26 protein-coding genes are annotated in these 24,603 nt (G+C 28.3%); 8 read left to right on the top strand and 18 right to left on the bottom strand.

Going from position 1 to position 24,603, the window contains the following annotated elements; translation table 11 throughout:
• From Q5O29_RS09945 to Q5O29_RS09965, 5 genes are all read right to left on the bottom strand, one after another.
• The coding region (locus Q5O29_RS09945; protein WP_302632111.1) for a hypothetical protein at positions 1 to 507 on the bottom strand (507 nt) is incomplete at its 3' end.
• Between the two features lie 219 nt (positions 508 to 726).
• Positions 727 to 2,838, bottom strand: coding sequence for an immunoglobulin-like domain-containing protein (locus Q5O29_RS09950; protein WP_022212793.1), 2,112 nt, complete (start codon positions 2,836 to 2,838; stop codon positions 727 to 729).
• 42 nt (positions 2,839 to 2,880) lie between these two features.
• Entirely contained in the window at positions 2,881 to 3,396 is a 516-nt protein-coding gene (locus Q5O29_RS09955) for a hypothetical protein (protein WP_022212794.1), read from the bottom strand.
• A 78-nt stretch (positions 3,397 to 3,474) separates the two neighbouring features.
• Positions 3,475 to 4,164: a hypothetical protein gene (locus Q5O29_RS09960; RefSeq protein WP_022212795.1), complete on the bottom strand. Its 690-nt coding sequence runs from the start codon at positions 4,162 to 4,164 to the stop codon at positions 3,475 to 3,477.
• Positions 4,165 to 4,442: 278 nt separating this feature from the next.
• Complete coding sequence (locus Q5O29_RS09965; protein ID WP_022212796.1) at positions 4,443 to 5,150, bottom strand: LytTR family DNA-binding domain-containing protein; 708 nt, start codon at positions 5,148 to 5,150, stop codon at positions 4,443 to 4,445.
• A 371-nt stretch (positions 5,151 to 5,521) separates the two neighbouring features.
• Between Q5O29_RS09965 and Q5O29_RS09970 the strand changes: the two genes are divergently transcribed.
• From Q5O29_RS09970 to Q5O29_RS09990, 5 genes are all read left to right on the top strand, one after another.
• Complete coding sequence (locus Q5O29_RS09970; protein ID WP_302632115.1) at positions 5,522 to 6,880, top strand: Mur ligase family protein; 1,359 nt, start codon at positions 5,522 to 5,524, stop codon at positions 6,878 to 6,880.
• A gap of 15 nt (positions 6,881 to 6,895) precedes the next feature.
• Positions 6,896 to 7,624, top strand: coding sequence for a type 1 glutamine amidotransferase (locus tag Q5O29_RS09975; protein ID WP_022212798.1), 729 nt, complete (start codon positions 6,896 to 6,898; stop codon positions 7,622 to 7,624).
• A gap of 29 nt (positions 7,625 to 7,653) precedes the next feature.
• Positions 7,654 to 8,919, top strand: a complete 1,266-nt coding sequence (locus tag Q5O29_RS09980) for a D-alanyl-D-alanine carboxypeptidase family protein (protein ID WP_022212799.1) — start codon at positions 7,654 to 7,656, stop codon at positions 8,917 to 8,919.
• Between the two features lie 156 nt (positions 8,920 to 9,075).
• Positions 9,076 to 9,747, top strand: coding sequence for a flavin reductase family protein (locus Q5O29_RS09985; RefSeq protein ID WP_302632131.1), 672 nt, complete (start codon positions 9,076 to 9,078; stop codon positions 9,745 to 9,747).
• A 3-nt stretch (positions 9,748 to 9,750) separates the two neighbouring features.
• Positions 9,751 to 10,620 carry a 50S ribosomal protein L11 methyltransferase gene (locus Q5O29_RS09990; RefSeq protein WP_022212801.1) on the top strand — a complete coding sequence of 290 codons (870 nt, stop codon included), beginning with the start codon at positions 9,751 to 9,753 and terminating at the stop codon, positions 10,618 to 10,620.
• Between the two features lie 55 nt (positions 10,621 to 10,675).
• Here Q5O29_RS09990 and Q5O29_RS09995 read toward each other — a convergent pair whose 3' ends face one another.
• From Q5O29_RS09995 to glsA, 4 genes are all read right to left on the bottom strand, one after another.
• Positions 10,676 to 11,224, bottom strand: a complete 549-nt coding sequence (locus Q5O29_RS09995; RefSeq protein ID WP_022212802.1) for a lytic transglycosylase domain-containing protein — start codon at positions 11,222 to 11,224, stop codon at positions 10,676 to 10,678.
• A 9-nt stretch (positions 11,225 to 11,233) separates the two neighbouring features.
• Positions 11,234 to 11,836, bottom strand: a complete 603-nt coding sequence (gene coaE, locus Q5O29_RS10000; RefSeq protein ID WP_022212803.1) for a dephospho-CoA kinase — start codon at positions 11,834 to 11,836, stop codon at positions 11,234 to 11,236.
• A 12-nt stretch (positions 11,837 to 11,848) separates the two neighbouring features.
• A complete protein-coding gene (gene polA, locus Q5O29_RS10005; RefSeq protein WP_022212804.1) occupies positions 11,849 to 14,365 on the bottom strand; it encodes a DNA polymerase I in 2,517 nt (838 codons plus the stop codon).
• Between the two features lie 68 nt (positions 14,366 to 14,433).
• Positions 14,434 to 15,354, bottom strand: coding sequence for a glutaminase A (gene glsA, locus Q5O29_RS10010; protein WP_022212805.1), 921 nt, complete (start codon positions 15,352 to 15,354; stop codon positions 14,434 to 14,436).
• A 183-nt stretch (positions 15,355 to 15,537) separates the two neighbouring features.
• Between glsA and Q5O29_RS10015 the strand changes: the two genes are divergently transcribed.
• Positions 15,538 to 16,764: an aminopeptidase gene (locus Q5O29_RS10015; RefSeq protein ID WP_022212806.1), complete on the top strand. Its 1,227-nt coding sequence runs from the start codon at positions 15,538 to 15,540 to the stop codon at positions 16,762 to 16,764.
• A 160-nt stretch (positions 16,765 to 16,924) separates the two neighbouring features.
• On the opposite strand, the gene Q5O29_RS10020 is transcribed toward Q5O29_RS10015, so the two are convergent.
• From Q5O29_RS10020 to Q5O29_RS10030, 3 genes are all read right to left on the bottom strand, one after another.
• Positions 16,925 to 18,133 carry an NADP-dependent isocitrate dehydrogenase gene (locus Q5O29_RS10020; RefSeq protein ID WP_022212807.1) on the bottom strand — a complete coding sequence of 403 codons (1,209 nt, stop codon included), beginning with the start codon at positions 18,131 to 18,133 and terminating at the stop codon, positions 16,925 to 16,927.
• 133 nt (positions 18,134 to 18,266) lie between these two features.
• On the bottom strand, positions 18,267 to 18,536 hold the full coding sequence (locus Q5O29_RS10025; RefSeq protein WP_022212808.1) for a hypothetical protein: 270 nt from the start codon (positions 18,534 to 18,536) through the stop codon (positions 18,267 to 18,269).
• Positions 18,537 to 18,686: 150 nt separating this feature from the next.
• Complete coding sequence (locus Q5O29_RS10030; RefSeq protein ID WP_022212809.1) at positions 18,687 to 19,706, bottom strand: pyruvate kinase; 1,020 nt, start codon at positions 19,704 to 19,706, stop codon at positions 18,687 to 18,689.
• A 157-nt stretch (positions 19,707 to 19,863) separates the two neighbouring features.
• Between Q5O29_RS10030 and Q5O29_RS10035 the strand changes: the two genes are divergently transcribed.
• Positions 19,864 to 20,262 (top strand): hypothetical protein, encoded by a 399-nt coding sequence (locus Q5O29_RS10035; RefSeq protein ID WP_022212810.1) that lies wholly within the window; start codon positions 19,864 to 19,866, stop codon positions 20,260 to 20,262.
• Between the two features lie 132 nt (positions 20,263 to 20,394).
• Entirely contained in the window at positions 20,395 to 20,886 is a 492-nt protein-coding gene (locus Q5O29_RS10040; protein ID WP_022212811.1) for a DUF4883 family protein, read from the top strand.
• On the opposite strand, the gene folK is transcribed toward Q5O29_RS10040, so the two are convergent.
• The 6 genes from folK to Q5O29_RS10070 form a co-directional block, all read right to left on the bottom strand.
• Entirely contained in the window at positions 20,883 to 21,707 is an 825-nt protein-coding gene (gene folK, locus Q5O29_RS10045; RefSeq protein WP_022212812.1) for a 2-amino-4-hydroxy-6-hydroxymethyldihydropteridine diphosphokinase, read from the bottom strand. The two genes, Q5O29_RS10040 and folK, sit on opposite strands and share 4 nt — an antisense overlap.
• A 9-nt stretch (positions 21,708 to 21,716) precedes the next feature.
• Positions 21,717 to 22,526 (bottom strand): dihydropteroate synthase, encoded by an 810-nt coding sequence (gene folP / locus Q5O29_RS10050; RefSeq protein WP_022212813.1) that lies wholly within the window; start codon positions 22,524 to 22,526, stop codon positions 21,717 to 21,719.
• A gap of 18 nt (positions 22,527 to 22,544) precedes the next feature.
• On the bottom strand, positions 22,545 to 23,018 hold the full coding sequence (locus Q5O29_RS10055) for an HD domain-containing protein (protein WP_022212814.1): 474 nt from the start codon (positions 23,016 to 23,018) through the stop codon (positions 22,545 to 22,547).
• An 8-nt stretch (positions 23,019 to 23,026) separates the two neighbouring features.
• Complete coding sequence (folE, locus tag Q5O29_RS10060; RefSeq protein WP_022212815.1) at positions 23,027 to 23,581, bottom strand: GTP cyclohydrolase I FolE; 555 nt, start codon at positions 23,579 to 23,581, stop codon at positions 23,027 to 23,029.
• Between the two features lie 12 nt (positions 23,582 to 23,593).
• A complete protein-coding gene (locus tag Q5O29_RS10065) occupies positions 23,594 to 24,331 on the bottom strand; it encodes an aminotransferase class IV (protein WP_022212816.1) in 738 nt (245 codons plus the stop codon).
• Positions 24,331 to 24,603: chorismate-binding protein (locus tag Q5O29_RS10070; RefSeq protein ID WP_302632123.1), on the bottom strand; the 273-nt coding region annotated here is incomplete at its 5' end. The genes Q5O29_RS10065 and Q5O29_RS10070, both read right to left, overlap by 1 nt.

The following is a 24,603-nucleotide window of genomic DNA, read 5'->3' on the forward strand; positions in this document are numbered from 1 at the left end:
TATAGTTTCATTTTTATCAATACCATTACCTGATGAAATATTATTGTTATTGTTATTATTATTATATGATGGCTTTTCTTCTACATAGTAATTATTAGAACTACTACCATTGTTTAAAGTATTATTACTGTAAGTGGAAGTTTCTGTAGTCGTATCATCTTTTGGAACTTCTGATGGTGTGAAACTATCAAATCCACTTTTAATAGCAGAAGCTGTAATTGGACCTTTTACTTCATCTTCTTTCTTTACAATAGTTCCTTCTTTAAATTCTTTAAGGCTAATTTCTTTTCTAAAAGCATACAATGCTACTTTTTCTTTCACTTGTTCATAATTAGGATCTCCATCTATTAAAGATTTAATATAAAAATTTGTTTTTTCTATATAACTGGGTTTCACAATTATTGTCCCTAAAAAAGCAATAGTAATTATACTTCCCCCTGTAATATAGTAGTTCTTTTTATGTTTATAAAATTCTCTTATTTTTTCTATAATTTTATCTCTCTTCATTATTCATGCCCCTATAAATTATACTTATAATTTATGCCATTCTAAAATCTTATCACAATTTTAACAAATTTTTAAATACTCTTAAATAAATATTCGTAAATTCTTTTTTTATTTCGTTAATTTATATATATTTTTCTTATAAATTTTATCTTTAACATTAAATAAAATCGACTTAACACTTTCATATTAAGTCGATTAAAATAATAATCTATATTATATTTATACATTAACTTTCTTTTTTATTTTTAAAGTTAATGTATATTTATCTGATACAGCTTTCGATATTTCTTTACTGCCTGCCATACCTTCAACTCTTATCATCTTAATTTCCGGTTGACTTTCTGTACCTGGATTTAAAGTTAATAGCTTAATTCCACTACTTACTTCATTTTGTAAGTTCGAACTGTTATACACACCACTTTTTCCATTATTTGAGCCTAAATATGCAACTTGTTGTGACTCTCCTAATAACTTTAACGATATTGTACTTCTATCTAAAGCACCACTTATATCACTAGAATTATTGGCTCTATTTATAACATCTTCACCAACAATATTTATATCCCCACTTCCTACACACGAAAAACTTTGTGCATAAACTTCAACTGTTTGTGTACCTTCATTTTTTATTTGCAAACTTGGTCCTACTAAAGTTCCATTCTTATTAACAGTAAAACTAGCACTTGTTGGAACAGTAACTTTAAAATTAGCTACAGGCATGTTACCTTTATCATCCATTACATTTCCTGTAATTTTAACATCTTGAGTTTGTTCTTGATTATCTAGTCCAGTTATTTGACTTTCTCCTTCTACAGAAGCAAGATTGATATTTACTTGTCTATAACTTGCTTCATTATTTTCTTCATTTTCAGAAATACTCATTCTAACCATAGACTCTTGTTCATAATCAATTGAAGCCATAGATATTTGTTCATTTTCATTTAATAATTCATTATTAAATTTACTTACTTCAATATTTTCTACAAACAATTCTTTTTCTAAACGAAAATCACTAACAGTATTTATATCTTCTTTATAATAAGCTCTAATTTCAACTTTATACATTCCATTTTCATTTATATTTAATTGGATATTAGATTTATTATTCTTTTCAAGCTCTTCTTGTTGAATTATAATATTCTCTTCATTGTATAAATAAAGCATAGCCTTATCTATAGTTTCATCAATATCATTTAAGTTATATTCTAATGATATTTTTTCTTGCTCATTACTTATATTTTTTATAACTACATCTGTTATCTGAGCTTCTTCTTTTAATATTTCTATCTCAATACTTTTATCAATATCTACTATAGTTCCATCAGACATAGTTACACTTTTAATTTGAATTTTTTCTGTTCCACCTTTAACTGGTGCTACTAAATTCACTTCATATTTATCACTTTTCCTTAAAAAAGAACCACTAGAAACTTTATTTACTGTATAATCTTTATTATTTATATTGACAGAAGCTACTTCTAAATAACTTTTTGATGATTTAACTGCAAATGTTAAATTGAAATGTTCATTTTTTTCTAAAATATCTTTAGATATCTTTAAATCATTTACTGCTAAATTTAATATTGTAGGTTCTACTCTTACTAAAAATTCTTTTTCTAATGTATTTTCATTACTTAATGTTACATTAGCTTTTACAGTATATAATCCTGGTTTATATGTATCTACATTATTTTCTGTAATAACTATTTTATTAGTGATATTTTTACCATTAATATCTGTAGCTGCTAATTGTAAAGCATTCATTGGATTAAAAGGCTCACCTTCTGAAACCATTACATCTTTACCATTAAAAGATGATCTATCATTAATTTCTTCTTTTTGAGAATCATTACTATTATTAGTATTATCATTAGTATTAACATTTCCATCATTATTTAAAGGTTTATTATTACTAGTAATACCAGATGATGTTTCTCCACTTACAGAAGAATTATTTGCAATATTTGATGGTTTATTACTTGATTCACCAGTAACAGTTTGAGTAGGTGTATAATTATCATACCCACTACTAATATTACTAGAAGTGTTAGCATCTTCTGTTTTCTTATCTTCTTTAGCTAAAATAGATTCAATATCTATATTTCCCCTAATAACATTTTCACTACCACTTACCTGCCCATGAACTTCTTTATAATTAGGATCTTTATCTACAACTGACTGAACATAGTTTTTTATATCTCTTATATCATTTCTTAATATAATTGTAATGCCTGAAAGCATAGATATGGTAATAACCAAAGACGCTACAGAGTATACCGCCCTACTTCCTAACACTTCTCCTATTAAGACTAAAATTTCTTTTCTTTTCATAATTCCCCCCAAAATTCACATTATTTAAATTAATAACATAAATTATTGTGAAGTTATATTAAGTTCAACTATAGTTTTCCCTACTTCTGCACCAGTTTCTTTATTATAACCAGTTATAAGTGCTTCACCAATGTAGCTACCTTTTGGTAAAGCTTCTTTAAGTTCAACTTCTTCAATATATTGATTTGGTGCTATTTTAGCTGTTCTTATTAGCTCTTTTCCATCAACAGTTATAACATAATCAATATCATAAGCATTATATCTTGGATTAGCCATAACTAAAAAAGCCTTCTTTCCTTTAAATATTGGATCAGAAGAAATACTAAAAGAAATACTTGACTCATCTACTTGTCTTTGTAATAACTCTCTTATTTCGTCCTCTGTTAATCCCGGTTCAGCACCATCTTCAAGTATATATCCAGAAACACTTGCCCCTTCAACATTTTCTGTTTTATTTTTTTTATTAAAGATAACATATATCCCTGTAGCTAAAACAAAAAACACCAATATCATTACTATAATTTTAGGCTTATTATTTTTCTTAATTTCATCACTCATAATTACCTCCTAAATTTATTTTATTATGGATTAAAATCCATAATAAAATAAATTTATTATGGATTTTAATATTTTATATTAAGCTTTAACAACCTTCTTAATTTTTAATGTTAAAGTAAATGTATCTGATACCGCTTTTGGAACAGTATTCTTACCTGCACTTCCTTCCATTCTTATAGTTTGTGTTGATGGTGTTTCTTCACTTCCGCCAGCTAAAGTTGTTAACAAGATTCCATCTTGAGAAATTTGTTCAGCATTTAAACCTGGTTGACCATACACCCCAGCTCTAATACCTGTAGCCGCTCCTAAATACGCTGTTTGCCCAGAATTCCCTGTTAATTTTAATGATACCGAACTTCTATCTAAAGTAGCAGATTCTTTTGCTGTATCTGTTTTTATTGTATCTTCAGAAATAACTTGTATATTCCCATCGCCGGCTGAAAAACTTTGTGCATAAACTTCAACCTCTTGTTTTCCTTCATTTTTAACTGTCAATGTTGGACCAACAAGACTTCCTGCTTTATTCACTGTAAAACTTGCTGCAGTAGGAACTGTTACTTTAAAAGTTGAAGGTGCATCATTACCTTTTTCATCTTGAATGTTCCCATTTATTGTTACGTTAGATGTAGTTTCTTGTTTATCACTAGTTATTACATTCGCTGAGTCCGGATAAGTAACATTATCTCTCACCACCTCTGCAAATGCACTTACTGAAGTTGTAGCAACAACTGCTGCTGCCATCATTAATGATAAAAATTTCTTTTTCATAATTTAAAATCCCCCTAAATGATTTAATTTATTCATTATTTTTAATATTTTTGGGTGAGTTTTTCTTTTCCTTTGTTTTCTCTCACCTGTTGACTTAATTATATAATCTTTTTTTTTAGTTTTATTAAAACATTCGTTAAATTTTAAAAATTATTCGTAAATTATATTTTTATGTCGTTTTTTGTGTTTTTATTCTTTTATTAAAAATAATTCCCGAAAAAATATAATCATTCATGTTTGCAATTATATTCCTTCGGGAATTATCATAATATGTACTTTTATATTAATTTGAATTTTTCACTTACAGCTTCAAATTTACTTTTACTCACTGGAAGCTCTATTTTATTTTTTAATATGGCACTTTTCTTAGTTAAAGTTACTATATTATTTATATTAACTATGTAAGATCTATGACATCTTACAAATTCTTCTCTAAATTCTAATACTTTTTCCATATCACCAATTTTACTTTTAATAGTAATAATTTCATTATCATAATGAATATCCACATAATGGTCAAAGGCTGAAATGAAAATTATCTTATTTATATCAACTTTTATTTGTTCTCTTCCTTTTGAAAAAACTAAATACTTGGCATTACTTGAATTTTCTTTAATTTTTTCTGAAGAAATATCTAAACATTTAAATAAAGCTTCTTCCTTCACAGGCTTTAATAAATAATTAAGAGCACTTACATTATATCCTTCTAATGCATGTTCTACTTCTGCCGTTATAAATATAATTAGAATATCTTTATCTTGCTTTCTTATTTCTTTCGCTAATTGTACTCCTGACATTCCTCTCATATTTATATCTAATAACACTAAATCAAAATCACAATCTTCAGGCCATTTAAATAGAAACTCTTCTCCACTTTCAAATCCTTCTATGTCAATAGCTTCTTCTCTGTCATTTGCCCACTTAAGCACTTGATTCTCAAGTACTTGGTATTGTAATTTACTATCTTCACATATTGCAATTCTCATTTTTTCTCCTAACTTAATCTTTTTTAAATTGTATTTATCACTATAACAATATTAAATAACATTAAATACAGTATTTATTACAATATTCTATCACTTTTAAATTGTTTTTTCTATATTTTCTTTATTATTTTTTTAATTTTATTATATTATTCATAATAATTTACTTTCTTATTTATAATAGTTACTTTTTACTTCTTCTTTATCTATAAATGAACTCCACCTCCGTTTTCATTAAATTTCATAATATTTTTATAATTTAAGTTAAAGATAAATTTGTTTCTAATAAAGTTTATGTTATACTATTAGAAGAATTCAAGAAGTTAATTATAAAGTTAATAACTTGTTAATAATGTAAATATAATATTTAGGTGGTGAGGAAAATTAGTATTAAAACAATTATCAGTATATTATCGGCAAAATTTACACTTTTCTTAACAAAAACTATTTTAAAAGGTGGAACTACTTTTCCTGGTAGAGTTGCCCTAAAAATAGATAAAAATATTTTATCTAAAATTTCAAAAGGATATAAGGTAATTTTAGTAACAGGTACAAATGGTAAAACAACAACCACAAGCATGATTTATAACATTATAAACGAAAGCGGACATCCTGTTATTACAAATAACACTGGAGCTAACCTTTTTCCTGGTATTGTTACTACCTTTGTGGATAGCTTTAAGTTTGGTAGCAAAGTAAAAGATAACTACGCTGTTATTGAAGTTGACGAAGCTAATTTAAAATATATAACAGAATATATAACTCCTGAAGTTATCACTGTTACTAATTTATTTAGAGATCAGTTAGATAGATATGGCGAAGTATATACTACCTTAAATAAAATTTTAGAAGGAATTTATAATGTTCCTGAAACTACTCTTGTTTTAAATGGTGATGAATCTTTGCTTGGGAAATTAGATTTAAAAAATCCTGTTCATTTCTATGGATTTGACAAATCCGTTAATGATAATAAAACCATTGAAATAAATGCAGATGCCAAGTTCTGCAAATTCTGTAAAACACCATATGAGTATAATTTTGTTACATACAATCACTTAGGAGATTTTTATTGTCCAAATTGTGGTTATAAGCGTTCAGATTTAATGTATGCTGTTACAGATATCATAGATATAAATGCTGATAAATCAACTGTTAAATTTAATGATTTAGAAGTATCTATAAATCAATCTGGTACTTATAATATTTATAATGGATTGTGTGCATACTCTATTGCTAAGGAATTAGGTATAGCTGATTCAGCAATTAAGAAATCTCTTGAAAATCAATCTTCAAGTTTTGGTAGACAAGAAACCATTAATATAGAAGGTAAAGACGTGAAAATATTCTTAGTAAAAAATCCAGCAGGTTATAATCAATCTTTAGATACAATCTGCTTAAATAAAGAAAACTTTGCAGCTGCTTTCTTATTAAATGATAATTATGCTGATGGACAGGATGTTTCTTGGATATGGGATGTTGATTTTGAAAAGCTTACTGAAACAAACATAGATGAAGTTTATATTTCAGGATTAAGAGCTTATGATATGGCCGTTAGATTAAAAACAGCTGGTTTAAATCCTAATAAATTTGTCATAGAGGAACAATACGAAGCTTTAACTGAAGCAATAAAAAATGGTAGCTGTAACAAGCTATATATTCTAGCTACGTATACTGCTATGATTAACTACAGAAAATATCTACACTCTAAAGGCTATATAAAAAATCTTTGGTAATTGGGAGGACTAGCTATGGATTTAAATATTTGTCACCTTTATCCTGATTTATTAAATGTATATGGTGATGTAGGAAACATATTAATTTTAAAGCATCGTGCCGAGCTTAGAGGAATTAAAGTAAATATTCTTAATAATTCCTTAAATGATGCTTTTGATGTTGACAATTATGATATAGTACTATTTGGAGGCGGACAGGATTTTGAACAATCAATAGTATCAAATGATTTAAGTGGTGCTAAAAAAGATGCGTTAGAAAAATATATTGAAGCTGGAAAAGTACTTATTGCAATTTGTGGTGGATATCAATTGCTTGGTCAGTATTACACTGCTCCAAGTGGAGAAAAAATAAATGGTTTAGGTATCTTAGATATCTATACTGAAAGTGGAGACACGCGTTTTATCGGCAATACAGTTATATATAATGAAGATTTTAACGAGTATTATGTTGGTTTTGAAAATCACTCAGGCCGTACTGAAATAAATGGTTTAAAGCCTTTAGGAAAATGTGTCCATGGATATGGAAACAATGGAAGTGATGGATATGAAGGTTGTATTTATAAGAATACTTACTGTACTTACTTCCATGGTTCTCTTTTAGCAAAAAATCCTGAGCTTGCAGATAGATTCATTTCTACTGCTCTATCATTAAAATATGGTAAAGAAATAACTCTTGAACCTTTAGATGATAGCTTTGAAATTAAAGCTAAAGAGTACATGATTAATAGGCTTAATAATAAATAAATTACTTATATAGAACGGGGATTTTAAAAATGAGAAAAAAATTTATTAAATCAATTGCACTGTCGCTTCTTGTAGCTATTACTTTACCATTCTCAGTTAATGCAAAGGCAGCTGAACCAGATATATTAGGAGTTTCTGCTTTAGTTATGGATATGGACACTGGAGAGGTAATCTACTCTAAAAATGCAGATGATGAACGTTCTCCTGCAAGTACAACAAAACTACTTACTTCTTTAATCTTTGCTGAAAACAAAAAGAAAAGTGACTTAATAGCTTATACTAATAATTCAGCAAACCTTACTGAAACCTCTCTTAATGGTTTTATTAGTGGTGGTGTTAAAGCTGGTGATACAATTTCTGCTGATGATGTAATGAAAGCTGTTATGATTTTTTCAGCTAATGATGCTTCTGTTATGATGGCTGAATCTGTAGCTGGAAGTGTTGATGCTTTTTCTAATATGATGAATGAAAAAGCTAAAGAATTAGGTGCTACTCATTCTAACTTTATTAATCCAAATGGATTAGAAATTAATAGTACTACTCATAATCTAACTACAGCTTATGACTTAGCTCTTATTGCAACGGAAGCTTTCAAATCTGACTGGATAAAAGATGTTATGGCTGAAAAGTCAACAAGTGTATCTGTAGATGGTACTACTATCTTAATCGACACAAGAAATAAAATTTTAGGTAAAGATGGAAATGTTGGTGGTAAGACTGGTACTGAAGATCAAGCTGGTCATTGCTTCGTAGGATACTTCCAAAAAGATGGTAGAAATTTAGTTACTGTTGTTTTAGGATCCGAATATGGTGTTGATGGAACTAACGTATTTAATGATACTTTATCAATTGCCAATTACGGATATACTGCTAAGGAAAGTCTTTATAAAGAATCTGGTAGCGAAGTTGGTACTGTAACTTTAAACTATAAATTATTTAGATTCTTTGGGCCTACTAAAGAAGTAACAGCTCCAATAGTTCTTTCTAAAGATATTAACTTATATAATAATGATTTTAATAATGATCATGCTGAAATATTATATAAAGGTGAAGAAACTAATGCTTGGAAACTTACAGGAAACAAAACTGTTAATTTAACATTAAAGGTAGAACAATTTGAAGAAACTGTTGAAGGAACTATTACTCTAACAACTGGCGATTTATTAAAGGCTAACCTTCCTCTATATGGTGCTGCTTTATTATTTACAGTAATAGTTATTGTACTAGTTGTAGTTCTTATTAAACTTATAAACATGAATAAAAGAAAAAGCAGAAGAAATAGATATTATAGATAATCATTAATTGACAATTAAATTTGTAATTATGGAAAGGAATCTCACTAAGGTGGGATTTCTTTTTTTATAAATTTATCATTTATCATTGATAATTCATAATTAAGTAAAAGTGTGCTATAATCTAAAGGAAATTTACACGAGAGGATTTAATAAATGATGAATGAAAAAGTTGACTTAAAAGGAAGCGTAATTTTAAACCCTGTTCCTGTAGTAATGGTTACTTCTAAAGGTAAGGACGGTAAAGACAATGTATTTACCGTAGGCTGGGTTGGAACAGTATGTACTAAACCACCAATGCTTTCTATTTCTGTTAGACCTGAACGTCTTTCACATAAATACATATCTGAAACCATGGAGTTTACTGTTAATATGCCTACTTCTAAGCTTACAAAAGCTGTAGATTATGTTGGTGTACGTTCAGGAAAAACCGTTGATAAAATAAAAGAAATGAACTTTACCATGAAAGAAGGAACTAATGTAAGCTCACCTTATATCGATGAATGTCCTGTATCCATTGAATGTAAAGTAAAGACAGTACTTCAGCTTGGTACTCATGATTGCTTTATTGCTGAAGTGGTTGGTTCACATGTAAATAAAAATTTATTTGATGAAAAAGGTAAGATTCATCTTGAAAAAGCTGATTTAATCTCTTACTGTCATGGAGAGTACTTTAAGATGGATACTAATCCATTAGGCTCTTTTGGATATTCTGTAGCTAAAAAGAAAAAAGCTTTACAAAGCAAATCAGTTAAAGCTAAAAAAGATACACCTACAGCTAAATCAAAATCAAGTAAATCTAAAAAATCTTTTAATAAGAAAGGAAGATAATTAATGTATATACTTTCATATACCATTCCATATAAAGATTTAGATATGGCTATGGAAAAATTACAAATACATAATATATATAACGCCTTTTACGAAGCACCTTTAGAAATTACTACTGATAATTATGGTTATGGATATATAGAAAAAGATGATGAAGATATCACTTTAAAAGTTGCAATGGAGGATACTGAAGGAGAATTAAATGAATTTATAGAGCTTGTAGATTCAATCCTTGGTGTTAAACATATTGGATTAGAGGAAAATACTAATGATTATACTACCTTTGAATTCCCAGCCATTCATATTGATGATACTTGGGTTATTGCCTCTCCTGAAGAAGAATATCCAAATAAAAATAAAATAAATTTCATATCCCAAGGTGCCTTTGGAACTGGTCTCCACGAAACAACACAAGACATTCTTAGACTTATTTTGAATAAATTAGAGCTAAAGGATAAAACTGTTTTAGATATAGGTACTGGTTCTGGTATACTTTCCATTTCTGCTTCATTTACTGGAGCTAAAAAAGTTGATGCTGTAGACATTAGAGATATTACCGATGAAGTTGAACTAAATGCCTCATTAAATAACATTAATAATATAAAAGCTATTGTTGGAAATATTTTAGAAGATGAAAGTCAAATTGATGAATTCTATGACTGGATATTTATTAATATCGGTGGTGAAGAAACTAAGATGTTTATGGAATTTATCAATAATCATTTAAATAAAAATGGTAATCTTTTAGTTTCTGGCCTTGTTGAATGGAGCTTTGATGAAGTGAAAGCCAATGTTGAAAAATATGGTTTTAAATTTATAGAAAAGTATCAAACTAATGAATGGTGTACTGCAACATTTAAAAAATCTAATTAATAATTATAAAGATAGATGTGACTTAATTAAAATGCCACATCTATCTTTATATATTTTACTCTTCACCATATAAATATTTATACATTTTATAACTCACTTTTATTTTATCTACATACTTTTTAGTTTCAGCAAATGGTATATTGTATAAGGTCTCTCCATCCTTTGAATATTCGCCATCCTTTAGCCATTCATTGACATTTCCACTGCCTGCATTGTAAGCTGCCAGTGCTGTATCTACATTGCCAAACTGTTCTATGAGATTGTTTAAATACCAACAGCCCATCATTATGTTTATTTCTGGGTTGTACAGCATATGAGGAAGAAAATAGCTTATTTCTACATTAGATGATATCCACTGTCCTGTACTGTCCATAATCTGCATTAAGCCCTTAGCACCTTTACTTGATGTTGAATCTTCCTTAAACTTACTTTCAGTTTTTATTACTGATAAAACAAGTAAAGGATCTAAATTATATTCATTGCTATACTTTTCTACATATTCTTTATACTCATAGGGATAAAGATATTTCTTCATACCTTGTTGGATTCCTAAAAAAGCAAGCAAAACTAAAAGTAAAAATGCTATAATTTTTTTTAAATTCATTATCTCTACCTACTTCAAATTACTATTTAAAAAATCAATAAGCAGATCAACCTGTTCCTTAGTTTTAGGTAATATATCATTATTTTCAATGATTATATTGGCAAAATCCTTTTTTCTTTCCAATGGCATTTGAGAGTTAATTCTATTTATAGCTTCTTCTCTAATCATACCATCTCTTGCCCTTACTCTTTGAATTTGAGTATTTTGATCTACCCAAACTAAGATAACATAATCTACTTCCTTATGCAAATCATTTTCTATTAAAGTAGGTGCATCTAGAATTAATATTTTTGTTCCTTTCTTCTTATGGTTATCCATGCTTTCAAAGATTTCACGCTTTATATAAGGCATTATTATCTCTTCATATTTTTTTCTTTGCTTTGGAAATCTAAATATGTGATTACCAAATTCTTTTCTTCTAAATTCCCCTCTCCAGTCAAAGAATCCAGCACCAAACTCAACTTTAACTCTTTCTAAAATTTCAGGATATTTTTTTAAAACATCTCTTGCAATAATATCTGCATCAATAATTTCAAATCCTGCTTCTTTAAGCATAAATGATACTGTACTTTTTCCTGAACCAATTCCTCCAGTTAACCCTATTGTTATCATAAGCTACCCCTCCTATTTCGCTTCATACCAATTTTTACCTAAGTTCACATCAACATCTAGTGGAACAGATAGCTTAAATACATTTTCCATTTCTTCTATAACTAAAGTCTTTACTTTTTCTAATTCATTTGGCTTAACATTTAGTATAAGTTCATCGTGTACTTGAAGTATTATTTCACTAGCTAATCCTTCTTTTTTTAATCTTTCGTACACTTTCACCATGGCAAGCTTTATTATATCTGCTGCACTTCCTTGTATTGGAGCATTCATAGCAAGTCTTTCACCTAAAGATATCACTATCTTATTAGATGATTTTATCTCTGGAATAAATCTTCTTCTATTTAAAAGTGTCAATACATATCCATCTTCTTTAGCACTATCTATAGCACCTTGTAAGAAATCTTTAATCTTTGGATATCTATCAAAATATATAGCCATATATTCAGCTGCTTCTTTTCTGGTTATTTTTAAATCCTGAGAAAGACTAAAATCACTTATTCCATATACTATACCAAAGTTTACAGCCTTAGCTCTACTTCTCATAAGAGATGTTACTTCTTCTACTGGAACTTTAAATACTTCTGCTGCTGTCTTTGTATGAATATCACTATGATGCTTAAAGGCATCTATCATATTAGCATCATCTGACATATGGGCTAATACTCTTAGCTCTATTTGTGAGTAGTCACAAGAAAGTAATATATCATCTTTTTCCCTAGGTATAAATACCTTCCTTATTTCTCTTCCCATTTCATATTTCACTGGTATATTTTGAAGATTTGGTTCTGTGCTGGATAATCTTCCTGTAGTTGTTACTGTTTGATTAAAACTTGAATGTATTCTTCCATCAACATCAATAACATTTTTTAATCCTTCAACATAAGTTGAATTTAATTTTGTTATTTGTCTGTAATAAATTATTTTTTTAATGACAGGATGCTTATCTTTTAGCTTTTCTAATACATCTGCATTAGTGGAATAACCTGTCTTAGTTTTCTTTATAACTGGAAGGTCTAATTTTTCAAATAATATCTTTCCAAGTTGTTTTGGTGATGATATATTAAACTCTTCTTCACAAAGATCATAAATTTCTTTTTCAGTATTCTTTATTTCTTCTTTGAACTTTACTGCCAAGCTTTCAAGTATTTCTTCATTAACATTAAACCCCACTACTTCCATACTTGATAATACACCTATAAGTGGATGTTCAACATTATAATAAAGTTCTTCCATACCTTCTTCTTTTATTCTACCTTTTAAATAAACATATAGCTCACTTAAATATTTAATTGCTGATGATGTTTTTTCATCTATATTTTTTTCTAAGTATTCATTAATAAGTTCATTTAAATTATATTTATCTCTTGCTGAATCTATTAAATAAGCAGCAATAGCACTATCAAAATCAAAACCATTAACTTGTGTACCATCTTTGCTTAGTGCCTTTAGTAAATTCTTACCATCATGAACAACTTTCTTTATGTCATCATTTTCCATAAATTCTTTTAACATAAGATTAGTTTCTGATATATTTTCTTCATATAAACTAGATAAATCTATTTTTACACTTTCATCTCCATTACAAATGTACATATTCTCTACTCTTATTTTTGAATACACATTAGAGTTAGATGTTTCATAAGTAATATATATTCTTTCCTTAATAGTTTTTATGAAACATTTAAAATCATCTAATTTATCAATTACTTTAATTTCTTCATTAGCCATTACATCATCTATATTTTCAATACCTAAAACTTCTAAAAGACTACTTAAATTAAGTTCTTTAAATATCCTCGTTAGCTCCTCTTCATTATAATCTTTACTATCATTAACTAAAGTAATTCCTTCTTCATTACCATTTAAAGAAATAAGTTTTTTATTTAAAAGTACACTTTCTTTATTTTCTTCAATGACTTTTCTTATTCTACTAGAATTAATTTTTTCACTATTTTCTATTATACCTTCCAGTGAGCCATAAGTTTTTATTAAGCTTAAAGCTGTTTTTTCGCCAAAGCAATTGCTTCTCTTAAGCGCTAGTACATCAATATATTCCATTGGCTCTATGCCATATTCTTCTATAAATATTGTTTTATCATAAGTCTTTATATTATTTATCCCTGATTCCACATATATTACTTTTACATTATCATCAATTAATTGTAATAATGTCTTATTTGATGTAGCTATGTATATTTCCATTGATTTTTTTCTACCATCATTTACAAGAGATGTAATTGTCTTAGATACATCTATATCATCTTCTTCATATATAACAGCTGAAGCATTTTCTAAAATTTCTTTTATATATGGTTTTTGTTCACAAAGGACTTTTGGAATATTTTCTCCTATACTATTTAAAACTGATGCCATTAAATTAGGTTGTATTTTCTTTTTTATATGAAAAAGCATCTTAGTAAATCCATATATGGCATTGGTATATAAGCTTTCTTCATTGCTCATATTAGGTATGGCGTAAAATGCTCTTTTCATTAGACTTTCAGAATCTATAATCAATAATTTTTCCATATAATCCTCCATCTTTTTATACTATTCTTTCATTTATATAACTATCCATGTACTTGGAAAATAATACCTTAAAATATACTTAAGTCAAACTCTTCCGATAAATCCTTTAATATACGAAGACCACATACACTATTTCCTTTTGCATCTAAAGCTGGTCCATATAATCCTATACCATATCTTCTTGGAACAGTGGCAAGAACTCCTCCACCTACACCAGATTTAGCTGGAATACCCACATGTATAGCAAATTCTCCTGATGCATCATACATTCCACATGTCACCATGATTGTTTTAACTATTCTACATATATCTCTAGACATTAAAACTTCATTGCTCCAAGGAGTTACCCCATCATTAGCTATAACAGCACCAAATCTAGCTAAATCTCTTGCTGTTGCTTCAATGGAGCATTGTTTAAAGTATAAATCAAGTACTTCTTCCACGTCTCCTTCTAAGGCTCCTGTACTCTTCATATAATATGCTAAAGCTCTATTTCTATCTCCTGTAGCTTTTTCATTTAAATATATCTCTTCGTTTATACCTATATGAGGATTGTTGGTAGCTCTTCTCATGAAATTTAAAATTCTTTCTAATTTCCTTTCTTGAGTCTCTCCAAATATTAATGATGTAGTTACAATGGCCCCTGCATTGATCATTGGATTATACGGCCTATTTTCTATGGCTGCCTCTAAATTAACTATACTGTTAAATCCCATTCCTGTAGGCTCTACATTTACTTTGCTGAAAACATTAGTTCTTCCATTATCATTTAAAGCAATTATTAAGCTAACTACCTTAGAAATACTTTGTATAGTAAATTTAACATCGCTATCGCCAGCCCAAAACTCATATTTATCTTTTAAATCCACAACACATATCCCTACTGCTTCTGGATTTGCTTCCATAAGTGCAGGTATATATGAAGCTAATTTTCCTTCCTTTGCATGAACTTTATTCTTTTCTACCAAATTTTCTAATAACTTTTTCATTTGTCTTTCCTTCCCTATATCTTATTTAATTTAATTATAGTTGTTATTTAATTTTTTATCAATGATACTATCTATTTATTCTTTTTAATATTTATTAATTGGCTAAAAATTTATAACATTATATATACATATTATGGTATACTTATTTATATTTTATTTAAAATAAGCTTAGAGGTGTTTAATATGAATATTGAATTATTAAAAAAATATGCCAAACTTGCAGTGGAAATGGGTGTTAACTTACAAGAAAATGATACCCTTTGTATTAATAGTCCTATTGAAACTGCTGAGTTTGCAAGATTTATTGCTGAAGCAGCTTATGCTGTAGGCGCTAAAGATGTTATTGTAAACTATAATGATGCAAAACTTAACAAAATAAGATTATCAAATAATTCTGTAGCTACTTTATCTAACTTACCTGAATGGTTTGGTGAGACATATAACTATTATGCTAGAAACGGTGCATGCTTTATTTCTATCTCTGCCTCCGATCCTGATGCCTTTAATGGTGTACCTATTGAAAATATAGCTGCTTACTCTAAAGCAAGAAGTATAGCTTTAAAAGAATATTCTGAAGCAGCAACAGCTAATAAAGTTAGATGGTGTGTATTGTCTTACCCTACTCTTGCATGGGCTAAGAAGGTTTTCCCAGATGCAAATGATGATGAAGCTTTAAAGAAATTAGGAGAAGCTATAATTAGTGCAGTTAGAATAGATGCTGATGATCCAGTTGAAGCATGGAATAAACATAATGCTAATCTTGCCAAAAATCTTGATTTTATGAACAATCATAACTTTAAATCTTTACATTTAAAAAGTAGCAATGGTACTGATTTAACTGTAGAACTTCCTGAAAATCACTATTGGGCTGGTGGAGAAGAAGCTGATACAAAAGGCATCTTATTTAATGCCAATATGCCTACAGAAGAAGTATTTACTTTACCTAAGAAAACTGGCGTTAATGGTATAGTATTTTCTTCAAAACCACTTAGCTACAATGGTAATTTAATTAATGATTTTTCAATAACTTTTAAAGATGGAAAAGCTGTTGATTTTGATGCTAAGGAAGGAAAAGAAGTATTATCTCAACTTCTTGACACTGATGAAGGTGCAAGATATTTAGGTGAAATAGCCTTAGTTCCTTTCGATTCACCAATATCAAATTCTAACTTAATATTCTACAATACGTTATTTGATGAAAATGCAGCTTGTCACCTTGCTTTTGGTAGAGCTTATCCATGTATAAAAAATTCTGAAGATTTAAGTGAAGAACAATTAAAAGAAATTGGTGTTAACGATTCATTAATCCATGTAGACTTTATGATTGGAACAGCTGATTTAGAAGTAACAGGTTATACTAATGATGGAACAGAGGTTTCTGTATTTAAAAATGGTAATTGGGCATTTTAGAAAATGGTTTCCACTCACCAATGGTAACACTAAGTTAATGATTAAACTTTTCATATAACTGGTATAAAAACAATGAAAAAGTGGATGTCGCACTAAAATTTTTATACACAATATATTGTAGTATTTATTCTTAATGCCACATCCCCTTTTATTTCAGTAATTACAGTAATTTTTCCAATCTTTCTCTTATAGCTTTAATAAATCCTTCTGTATCAGTAACTTTTACATCCTTTAGATCTGTAAGAAGTGCCAAATCTTTAGTCATGACACCGTAATTTATGGTATCAATAGATGCTTTTTCTAAATTATGTGCAAAGGTAACAAGCTCTTTTAATTCATCCATTTCTCCTCTTTTCCTTAAAGCACCACTCCAAGCAAAAATTGTAGCTATAGAGTTAGTGGAAGTGCTTATTCCCTTTAAATAATTATAATAATGTCTTTGTACAGTACCATGAGCTGCTTCATATTCATAATACCCTTCTGGTGAAACAAGAACGGAAGTCATCATGGCTAGTGAGCCAAAAGCTGTTGCTATCATATCACTCATTACATCACCATCATAATTTTTAAGTGCCCAAATAAATCCACCTTTTGACTTTATAACTCTTGCAACTGCATCGTCAATTAAAGTGTAAAAATACTCTATTCCAAGGCTATTAAATCTTTCTTTATATTCCTTTTCATAAATTTCTGCAAATATATCTTTAAAAGTATGGTCATATTTTTTAGAAATTGTATCCTTGGCAGAAAACCATAAATCTTGCTTAGTATCTATGGCATAATTAAAACAACTTCTAGCAAATCTTTCTATGGAATCTTTCTTATTATGCATTGCCATAACAATTCCTTTTTCATGAAAATCATGGATAAGTTCTTCACTTACTTCTCCATTATTATCTTCAAATACAAGTTTTGCCTTGCCAGAGCCTGTAATTTTCATCTCTACGTCTTTATATATATCACCATAGGCATGTCTTGCAATGGTTATTGGCTGTTGCCATGTTCTAATATATGGCTTGATAGACTCTATAATTATGGGACTTCTAAATACTGTTCCGTCTAAAATAGCCCTTATTGTTCCATTGGGACTTTTCCACATCTCTTTTAAGTTATATTCTTTTACCCTATCTTTATTTGGAGTTATTGTGGCACATTTGACACCTACACCATATTTTCTAATGGCTTTAGCAGCTTCTACAGTAACTCTATCATCTGTTTCATTTCTATGTTTTAATCCTAAATCATAATATTCTGTTTTCAGTTCTATAAAAGGTTCTAATAGTTCCTCTTTAATGATGCCCCATATTACTCTAGTCATTTCGTCTCCATCCATTTCCACCAATGGATTAATCATTTTTATTTTGCTCATAAATACACCCCCTTATTTCCTTTATTATACAATTGTTTTATAATATTATCAAAATTTCCCTTAATATTTTTATTCCATCAATAGCTTTTAAATTTTCTATAAAGCAAAAAAATCAGCTTTTCAGCTGATTTTACTATTTTACATCTTTATAATCTACATCAATTATTTCTCCATCTTCTGAATCAAATGAGCTTTCTTCCTCTGATGGTTTTGTTGTATATACGCTTCCTTGTTCATGTTTTTCTTTCTTATAATCCAATGTACCTTTAATCTTTCTATATATAAAAATTATTAAAGCAGCTATTAATACATATGGTAACATAAAACTTACAAATTTAAATACTAAAACTAATATAGCTATAGTTGTTGCTAAATATAATATACTTCTTAAACTTCCATTCATTAAAATAACCTCAACTCTCCATTTTTTCTTATCTGTTGAATATATTATACTACCTTAGTCCACATTTTGCAATATAAGTTATTAATTATTTTTAAAAATGGTTTTTTATATCATTTAATATGGTGTTATTATAAATATAGTAAAATTTGTTTAAGCATAGTATTCTATAAGACTTTTTAAAAATAAAAAAGCTTCCACTGGGTATTTTCCTATAGATGTTTCTCCTGCTAATAAAAAACCATTGATTCCATTTACTATAAAACTAAATATACTTTCTACTTCTGTATATTTTGCTCTATTACCTTTAATCATGCTATCTAATAAATGAGTTGCCATAATTATTTTATCTTCATAACCTTTTTCTTTTAGCTTATTTATCGCTATATATTGATTTTTCACAGCATCTTCAATTCCACACTCTGGCATTAAATCTCCTCTTGCAATAATAACTTCATCTACACTATCACAAATTTTTTCTATACTGTTAATGCCTTTTTCCGTTTCAATTTTACCATAATATAATATCTCCTTGTTCCTTTTATTATTTTTTTCCACAAATTCTTTTAACTCTATAATGTCTTTTTCACTCTCTACATAAGATTGACAAAAACTATCCAAGTCGTGATTTAATCCCCAAATTATACTTTCTTTATCTAATATGCTTAATCCAGGGCTATCTATGGTTAATTCAGGAATATTACATCCTTTTCCACCTCTAATTATCCCTTCATTTAGTACTCTTGATTTAATTATACCTTTACTTTGGTCTAAAACTTCAAAATTCATGGTATCATCTTTCATAGATATTTTATTTATTTTATTTTTATTTATATTACTACTATTAATATTAAGTGGAATTAAACTCTTTAAAAGCCTTTCATCTTTTAATAAATAATCATACATATCTTCTCCACAAAAATATACTATATCTTCCATATGTATCTTATATGTTGAAAAAACTTTTTCACTTACTCTTACTTTACGTCCTCTTAAATCTCCAATTATTTCAACCTTGTTATTAATATTTCGTACTTCTGATACTATCTTATGAAATTCTTCATCATGAAAATGTGAAAAATTTAGTCTAATGCTTTCTAATCCTGAGGTAATTAACTGTTTTAAGACCTGACTTTTCATGGAGCTTGGCCCCATAGTAGCTATAATTTTCATCATAACCTCTTTATCGTATTATTCTATTTAATTTTATTAATTTTATTTTTTTTTATTACTTTTATGTGCACATTTTATATAATCTCAACATATTATATTAACAAATAACATAATTTTCTTATGTTATTTACGGATATTTAATTTAGGATGTGATATTTTGAAAAAGTTCACAATAAAAGTTTTAGTCACATTATCTAAATTAAATAACGCAGCAAAAATCTTATTGATATTAGCTACTGTTTGTTTAATTCAAACTATCTGTGTAATGTTATTTAATTTAGAAGGTTCCTCCCCTTCTGAAGTTACCATTCGTTCAACTATGTCATCAATTTTTGGATATTTTTTTGGACAACAGTGTAAAAATCACTTTAATATAGTTAATTATAATAGCCAAATATACTTTGCAGGGTTTATATCTTTTATAACTTTAGGGGCAATAATTTTAATGACTTGGCTTCCTATTAATCAAAATACACCAGCAACAGCCGATATAAGAAATCTTTTATTAACCACAGTAGGTTTTCTTATATGCATGGTTAAACAAGTTGATGAATAACATCTCAAAAAATCGTAAAAAGGAGCTATACTAAATGCAAGGTATAGCTCTTTTCATTAACTAAAATAAATCTGTTCTAAATATACTTAATGTTTAATAAATATAAATAGAACTTTTATTATGGAGGATACAATGAAATATATAAAATTAGTATTTACAATTTTCATTTGTTTTATTTTATGTGGTTGCTTTTTAGATGATCCTAAATATATAACTTTTGAAACTAAACCTACTACATACTATTATTCAGATGAATTATATAGCAAACTTAAGGAAAATCCTTCATTTACATTGCAAGTATTTGATTGTATTTTATATAAATATTATGATGTACCAGTGGATGATTATGATATTGTTGAATCCTTCCTTACTTCTTTGCACACAGAAAACTATTTATTAGAACTTCCTGATGAATTTAAAGAAAGCAAACAACAATATAGGCTTATTATTTCCTTCGGTAGTTCAAAATATATTATTAATGCCTATTCTCCAGATTTAGATACAATCCATCCTTACGATGGTTCATTTCAAGAAGATATTATTGACAGCACAAAGAATGTTGATGCACGTAATAATATTTATGATTTTTGCGTATATGTCATAAATAAAGCACAAAGTAATTAATTTTCAATTGATTTTATTTCTTCTAAGAGCTCAAAGGCTCTTTTATTTTTTAAAGGATGAATTGCATATGGAGCTATTTCACAAAGAGGTTCTAAAACAAATTCTCTTAAATGCATCAATGGATGAGGAAGAACTACAAACTCATCATTACTTACTAAATCATCAAATAATATTATATCTAAATCTATTGTTCTTGGCCCCCATTTAATTTCTCTTTTTCTCTCTAAGATACTTTCAACTCTTAAAAGTTCAGCCATTAATTCCTTTGGCTTTAAATATGTTTCCACTTCTATTACGGCATTTAAAAAGTCTTCTTGATCTTCTTTGCCCCATGGCTTAGTTACTAAAAGTTTTGATTCTTTTTTAACCTTTGTTCCTTCTAGCTCATTAATTTTTTCTATGGCACTTCTAATATATTGCTCCTTATTACCTATATTACTACCTAATGCTATATAAGCTTTATGGCGAGCAATTGTAGTTTCCACTGCTGCATAGTCTAAATGTCTTGATATTGGAGCCCATGGTTTCTTTAATGATATCTTTACTTCCTTTACTACTTCATAAGTGTCAAGTACATAGGCTCCTACTTTATATACTAAAGTTTCTAATAAGTCACAAACCTCTTCTTTAAATACTTTTTCTACATTATGACATAACTCTCCATAATGAACTGAAGCGCTTAAATCTCCATCTTTAGCAGCTTTGTGAAAGTCTAAAGATAATTCTAGTGATAATATAAATTTCTGACCTAAAGTTTTTTCTTCTTGAAACACTCCATGATTGGCAAAAATCTCTATGTTTTTTAAATATATTTTATCCATTTCTTCTCCTTACTTTGCTTTAAGGATTGTATCTGTCATCATACATACCCTCTTATTTTCTAAAACATCATGAACTCTAATTATTTCACAACCAGCCATTATTCCTATTACTGTTGTAGCAAGAGTTCCTTCTAATCTTTCATCTACTGGTAAGTCCAATGCCAAACCTATCATTGACTTTCTTGAAGTTGCAAGAAGTACTGGATATCCCATATCCTTAATCCATTTTAAGTTATTCATCACCATAAGATTTTCTTCATATGTCTTAGCAAAACCTATACCTGGATCTAAAATTATATTTTCTTTCTTTACCCCTGCTTCTAAAGCAATATTTATACTTTCTGTTAAATCACTGATGAATTCTTTTTCTAAATCTTCATATGGCTTAGCTATTCTATTGTGCATTAATATGCAAGGAACATTATACTTAGTTGCTATCTTTGCCATAGCCTGATCCTTTTTAAAGCCCCACACATCATTGATTATATCTGCACCAGCTTTTATGGCTGCTTCTGCTGTAGCACTATTATAAGTATCAATGGAAATAACTACATCCATTTCTTTTCTTATAGCTTCAATAACTGGAACAACTCTACTTATTTCCTCTTCAATGGAAACAATTTTTGCACCTGGTCTAGTAGATTCTCCACCAATATCAATAATATCTGCTCCTTCAGCCACCAGCTTTCTCACTTGTATTAATGCATCATCTATTTCATTGAATTTTCCTCCATCAGAAAACGAATCTGGAGTAACATTAAGTATTCCCATAATATATGTTCTTTCACCAAAGTTAAATTCAGTATTTCTAATTTTCAAAACTTTTCCCCCTAAACCTTAGTACTTTATCTCTAAATTTCTTTTTTCTAAAGTCCAATTGCACTCCTTGGCAGCTCTACATTTATAACATGCCCTTGAAAGCTTATCGCTTTTATAAATAATAGCGTTTAAATCATTACTTTCACAATTTCGATGATTTATAATTGCTTCTAAAATCATTGTTTTTTCTTCTTCTTTAAAATCTACATCCTTAAGGATTTCTTTAGCTATATTAAAACTTGCAATATGATGACCAATTCCTTTTTCATACTGCTCTACCCTACCAATATCATGTAAAAGGCCAATGGCATAAATAACTTCCTTTGAATAATGTAAATTTTTTTCCAAAACCATCATATAAGCTATTCTAGACATATCTAAAAAATGTTCTAGGTTATGTCTACAAAATTCTCTTTTTTCTTCATATGCTTCTAACTTATTTAAATACTCCTTATAAAGAATATTATTAAATATCTTATTAACTCTTTCCATAAATCTACCTACTTTTGTAATAGCATCATAACTTCTCTTCTTAATGTAGCATCTTCCTTAAAAATACCTCTATATGATGTGGTTACAGTTTTTGTACCTGGTTTTTTAACACCTCTCATAGTCATGCACATATGTTCTCCTTCAACTACTACCATTACTCCTTCTGCATCTAAGTATTTCATTATGGCATCTGCTATTTCACTGCTTAATCTTTCTTGTAACTGTGGTTTTTTTGCATATAATTCTACAGTTCTTGCCAGTTTTGAAAGTCCTGCAACTCTTCCTCTAGGTATATATGCTATATGAGCTTTACCATAAAAAGGTATTATATGATGCTCGCACATTGAGAAATATGTAATATCTTTTTCAATAACTAAATCGTTATTTTCCACTTCAAAAGTTTTTGATAGGATTTCTTCTGCATCTTTTCCTAATCCTGAAAATACTTCTTCATACATTCTAGCAATTCTTTCAGGTGTTTCTACTAGTCCTTCTCTTTCTAAATCTTCTCCAATTCCTTCAAGTATAAGCTTTGCTCCAGCTATTATCTTTTCTCTATCCATACAACGTTCCTCCTAATTTATAAATTGCTCATATTCACTTCTGATTTTTTCTACCACATTTGTGTTATATTTTTTTTCTTCAAATTGTACAACCTTCATTATCCCTAAAACTGAATTAGTTATAAAAACTTCATCTGCACTATATAAATCTTTTTTATTTAAATGTTTTTCACAAACTTCAAAATTTTCTATTACCCAATTTCTTACCACTCCTGGTAATATGCCATCACTTATCTTTGGTGTATAAATTTTTTTATCTTTGATAATAAATATATTACTAGTTGCACCTTCAGCTATATTCCCATAAATATTTAAAAATACAACTTCATTAAACCCTTCTTTATTTGCTTTATTATACTCATAAAGATTTTCATTATAGCTTAACGACTTAATATAAGTCATGTTAGAAGTAGGATTTCTTAAAACAGATGATAACTTTATCTTAAATCCATTTTTATAATCTTCTTTAGAATACTTTATTTTTCTTGTGGAGAAAACTATATTCTTTTCTGTTACCACAATTTTTAATACTATATTTTTAAGATTTTCTTCCTTTATAAAATTTTTAATAAATTTAATATCAATATGCTCTCCTAAATTCATTATATCTATGGATTTATTTAACCTATTTATATGTTCTTCTAAAAATATAGCTTCCTTTTTTATTAAAATTGTTTCAAAAACTCCCTGTGCAAAATAAAAGCCACCATCAAGCTTTACATAATCTTTATTATAGCTTATTTCTCTCATTATAACACCTTCATTAATGCTTTTGCTTTATCTAGTGTTTCTAGATATTCATCTTCTTCAATGGATTCATAAGTTATTCCTCCACCTACACCAAAATATGCCTTATTATCTTTCTTTAATATTGTTCTTATAGCTATATTAAAATCACTGTTACCTCTGAAATCAAAATATCCTATGGCTCCTGTATATATATTTCTTTTTAAGCCTTCTAACTCTTCAATTATTTCCATAGCTCTTATTTTTGGTGCTCCTGTAATAGATCCACCTGGAAA

The organism is Clostridium sp. CAG:265 (genome assembly GCF_000436575.1).
GTDB lineage: Bacteria > Bacillota > Clostridia > Clostridiales > Clostridiaceae > Clostridium > Clostridium lentum.

What these genes read in the sequence shown, in the direction of transcription:
- Q5O29_RS09950 (WP_022212793.1), bottom strand. Translation starts at nt 2,838, where the DNA reads ATGAAAAGAAAAGAAATTTTAGTCTTAATAGGAGAAGTGTTAGGAAGT.
- Q5O29_RS09955 (WP_022212794.1), bottom strand. Translation starts at nt 3,396, where the DNA reads ATGAGTGATGAAATTAAGAAAAATAATAAGCCTAAAATTATAGTAATG.
- Q5O29_RS09960 (WP_022212795.1), bottom strand. Translation starts at nt 4,164, where the DNA reads ATGAAAAAGAAATTTTTATCATTAATGATGGCAGCAGCAGTTGTTGCT.
- Q5O29_RS09965 (WP_022212796.1), bottom strand. Translation starts at nt 5,150, where the DNA reads ATGAGAATTGCAATATGTGAAGATAGTAAATTACAATACCAAGTACTT.
- Q5O29_RS09975 (WP_022212798.1), top strand. Translation starts at nt 6,896, where the DNA reads ATGGATTTAAATATTTGTCACCTTTATCCTGATTTATTAAATGTATAT.
- Q5O29_RS09980 (WP_022212799.1), top strand. Translation starts at nt 7,654, where the DNA reads ATGAGAAAAAAATTTATTAAATCAATTGCACTGTCGCTTCTTGTAGCT.
- Q5O29_RS09985 (WP_302632131.1), top strand. Translation starts at nt 9,076, where the DNA reads ATGAATGAAAAAGTTGACTTAAAAGGAAGCGTAATTTTAAACCCTGTT.
- Q5O29_RS09990 (WP_022212801.1), top strand. Translation starts at nt 9,751, where the DNA reads ATGTATATACTTTCATATACCATTCCATATAAAGATTTAGATATGGCT.
- Q5O29_RS09995 (WP_022212802.1), bottom strand. Translation starts at nt 11,224, where the DNA reads ATGAATTTAAAAAAAATTATAGCATTTTTACTTTTAGTTTTGCTTGCT.
- coaE (WP_022212803.1), bottom strand. Translation starts at nt 11,836, where the DNA reads ATGATAACAATAGGGTTAACTGGAGGAATTGGTTCAGGAAAAAGTACA.
- polA (WP_022212804.1), bottom strand. Translation starts at nt 14,365, where the DNA reads ATGGAAAAATTATTGATTATAGATTCTGAAAGTCTAATGAAAAGAGCA.
- glsA (WP_022212805.1), bottom strand. Translation starts at nt 15,354, where the DNA reads ATGAAAAAGTTATTAGAAAATTTGGTAGAAAAGAATAAAGTTCATGCA.
- Q5O29_RS10015 (WP_022212806.1), top strand. Translation starts at nt 15,538, where the DNA reads ATGAATATTGAATTATTAAAAAAATATGCCAAACTTGCAGTGGAAATG.
- Q5O29_RS10020 (WP_022212807.1), bottom strand. Translation starts at nt 18,133, where the DNA reads ATGAGCAAAATAAAAATGATTAATCCATTGGTGGAAATGGATGGAGAC.
- Q5O29_RS10025 (WP_022212808.1), bottom strand. Translation starts at nt 18,536, where the DNA reads ATGAATGGAAGTTTAAGAAGTATATTATATTTAGCAACAACTATAGCT.
- Q5O29_RS10030 (WP_022212809.1), bottom strand. Translation starts at nt 19,706, where the DNA reads ATGAAAATTATAGCTACTATGGGGCCAAGCTCCATGAAAAGTCAGGTC.
- Q5O29_RS10040 (WP_022212811.1), top strand. Translation starts at nt 20,395, where the DNA reads ATGAAATATATAAAATTAGTATTTACAATTTTCATTTGTTTTATTTTA.
- folK (WP_022212812.1), bottom strand. Translation starts at nt 21,707, where the DNA reads ATGGATAAAATATATTTAAAAAACATAGAGATTTTTGCCAATCATGGA.
- Q5O29_RS10055 (WP_022212814.1), bottom strand. Translation starts at nt 23,018, where the DNA reads ATGGAAAGAGTTAATAAGATATTTAATAATATTCTTTATAAGGAGTAT.
- folE (WP_022212815.1), bottom strand. Translation starts at nt 23,581, where the DNA reads ATGGATAGAGAAAAGATAATAGCTGGAGCAAAGCTTATACTTGAAGGA.
- Q5O29_RS10065 (WP_022212816.1), bottom strand. Translation starts at nt 24,331, where the DNA reads ATGAGAGAAATAAGCTATAATAAAGATTATGTAAAGCTTGATGGTGGC.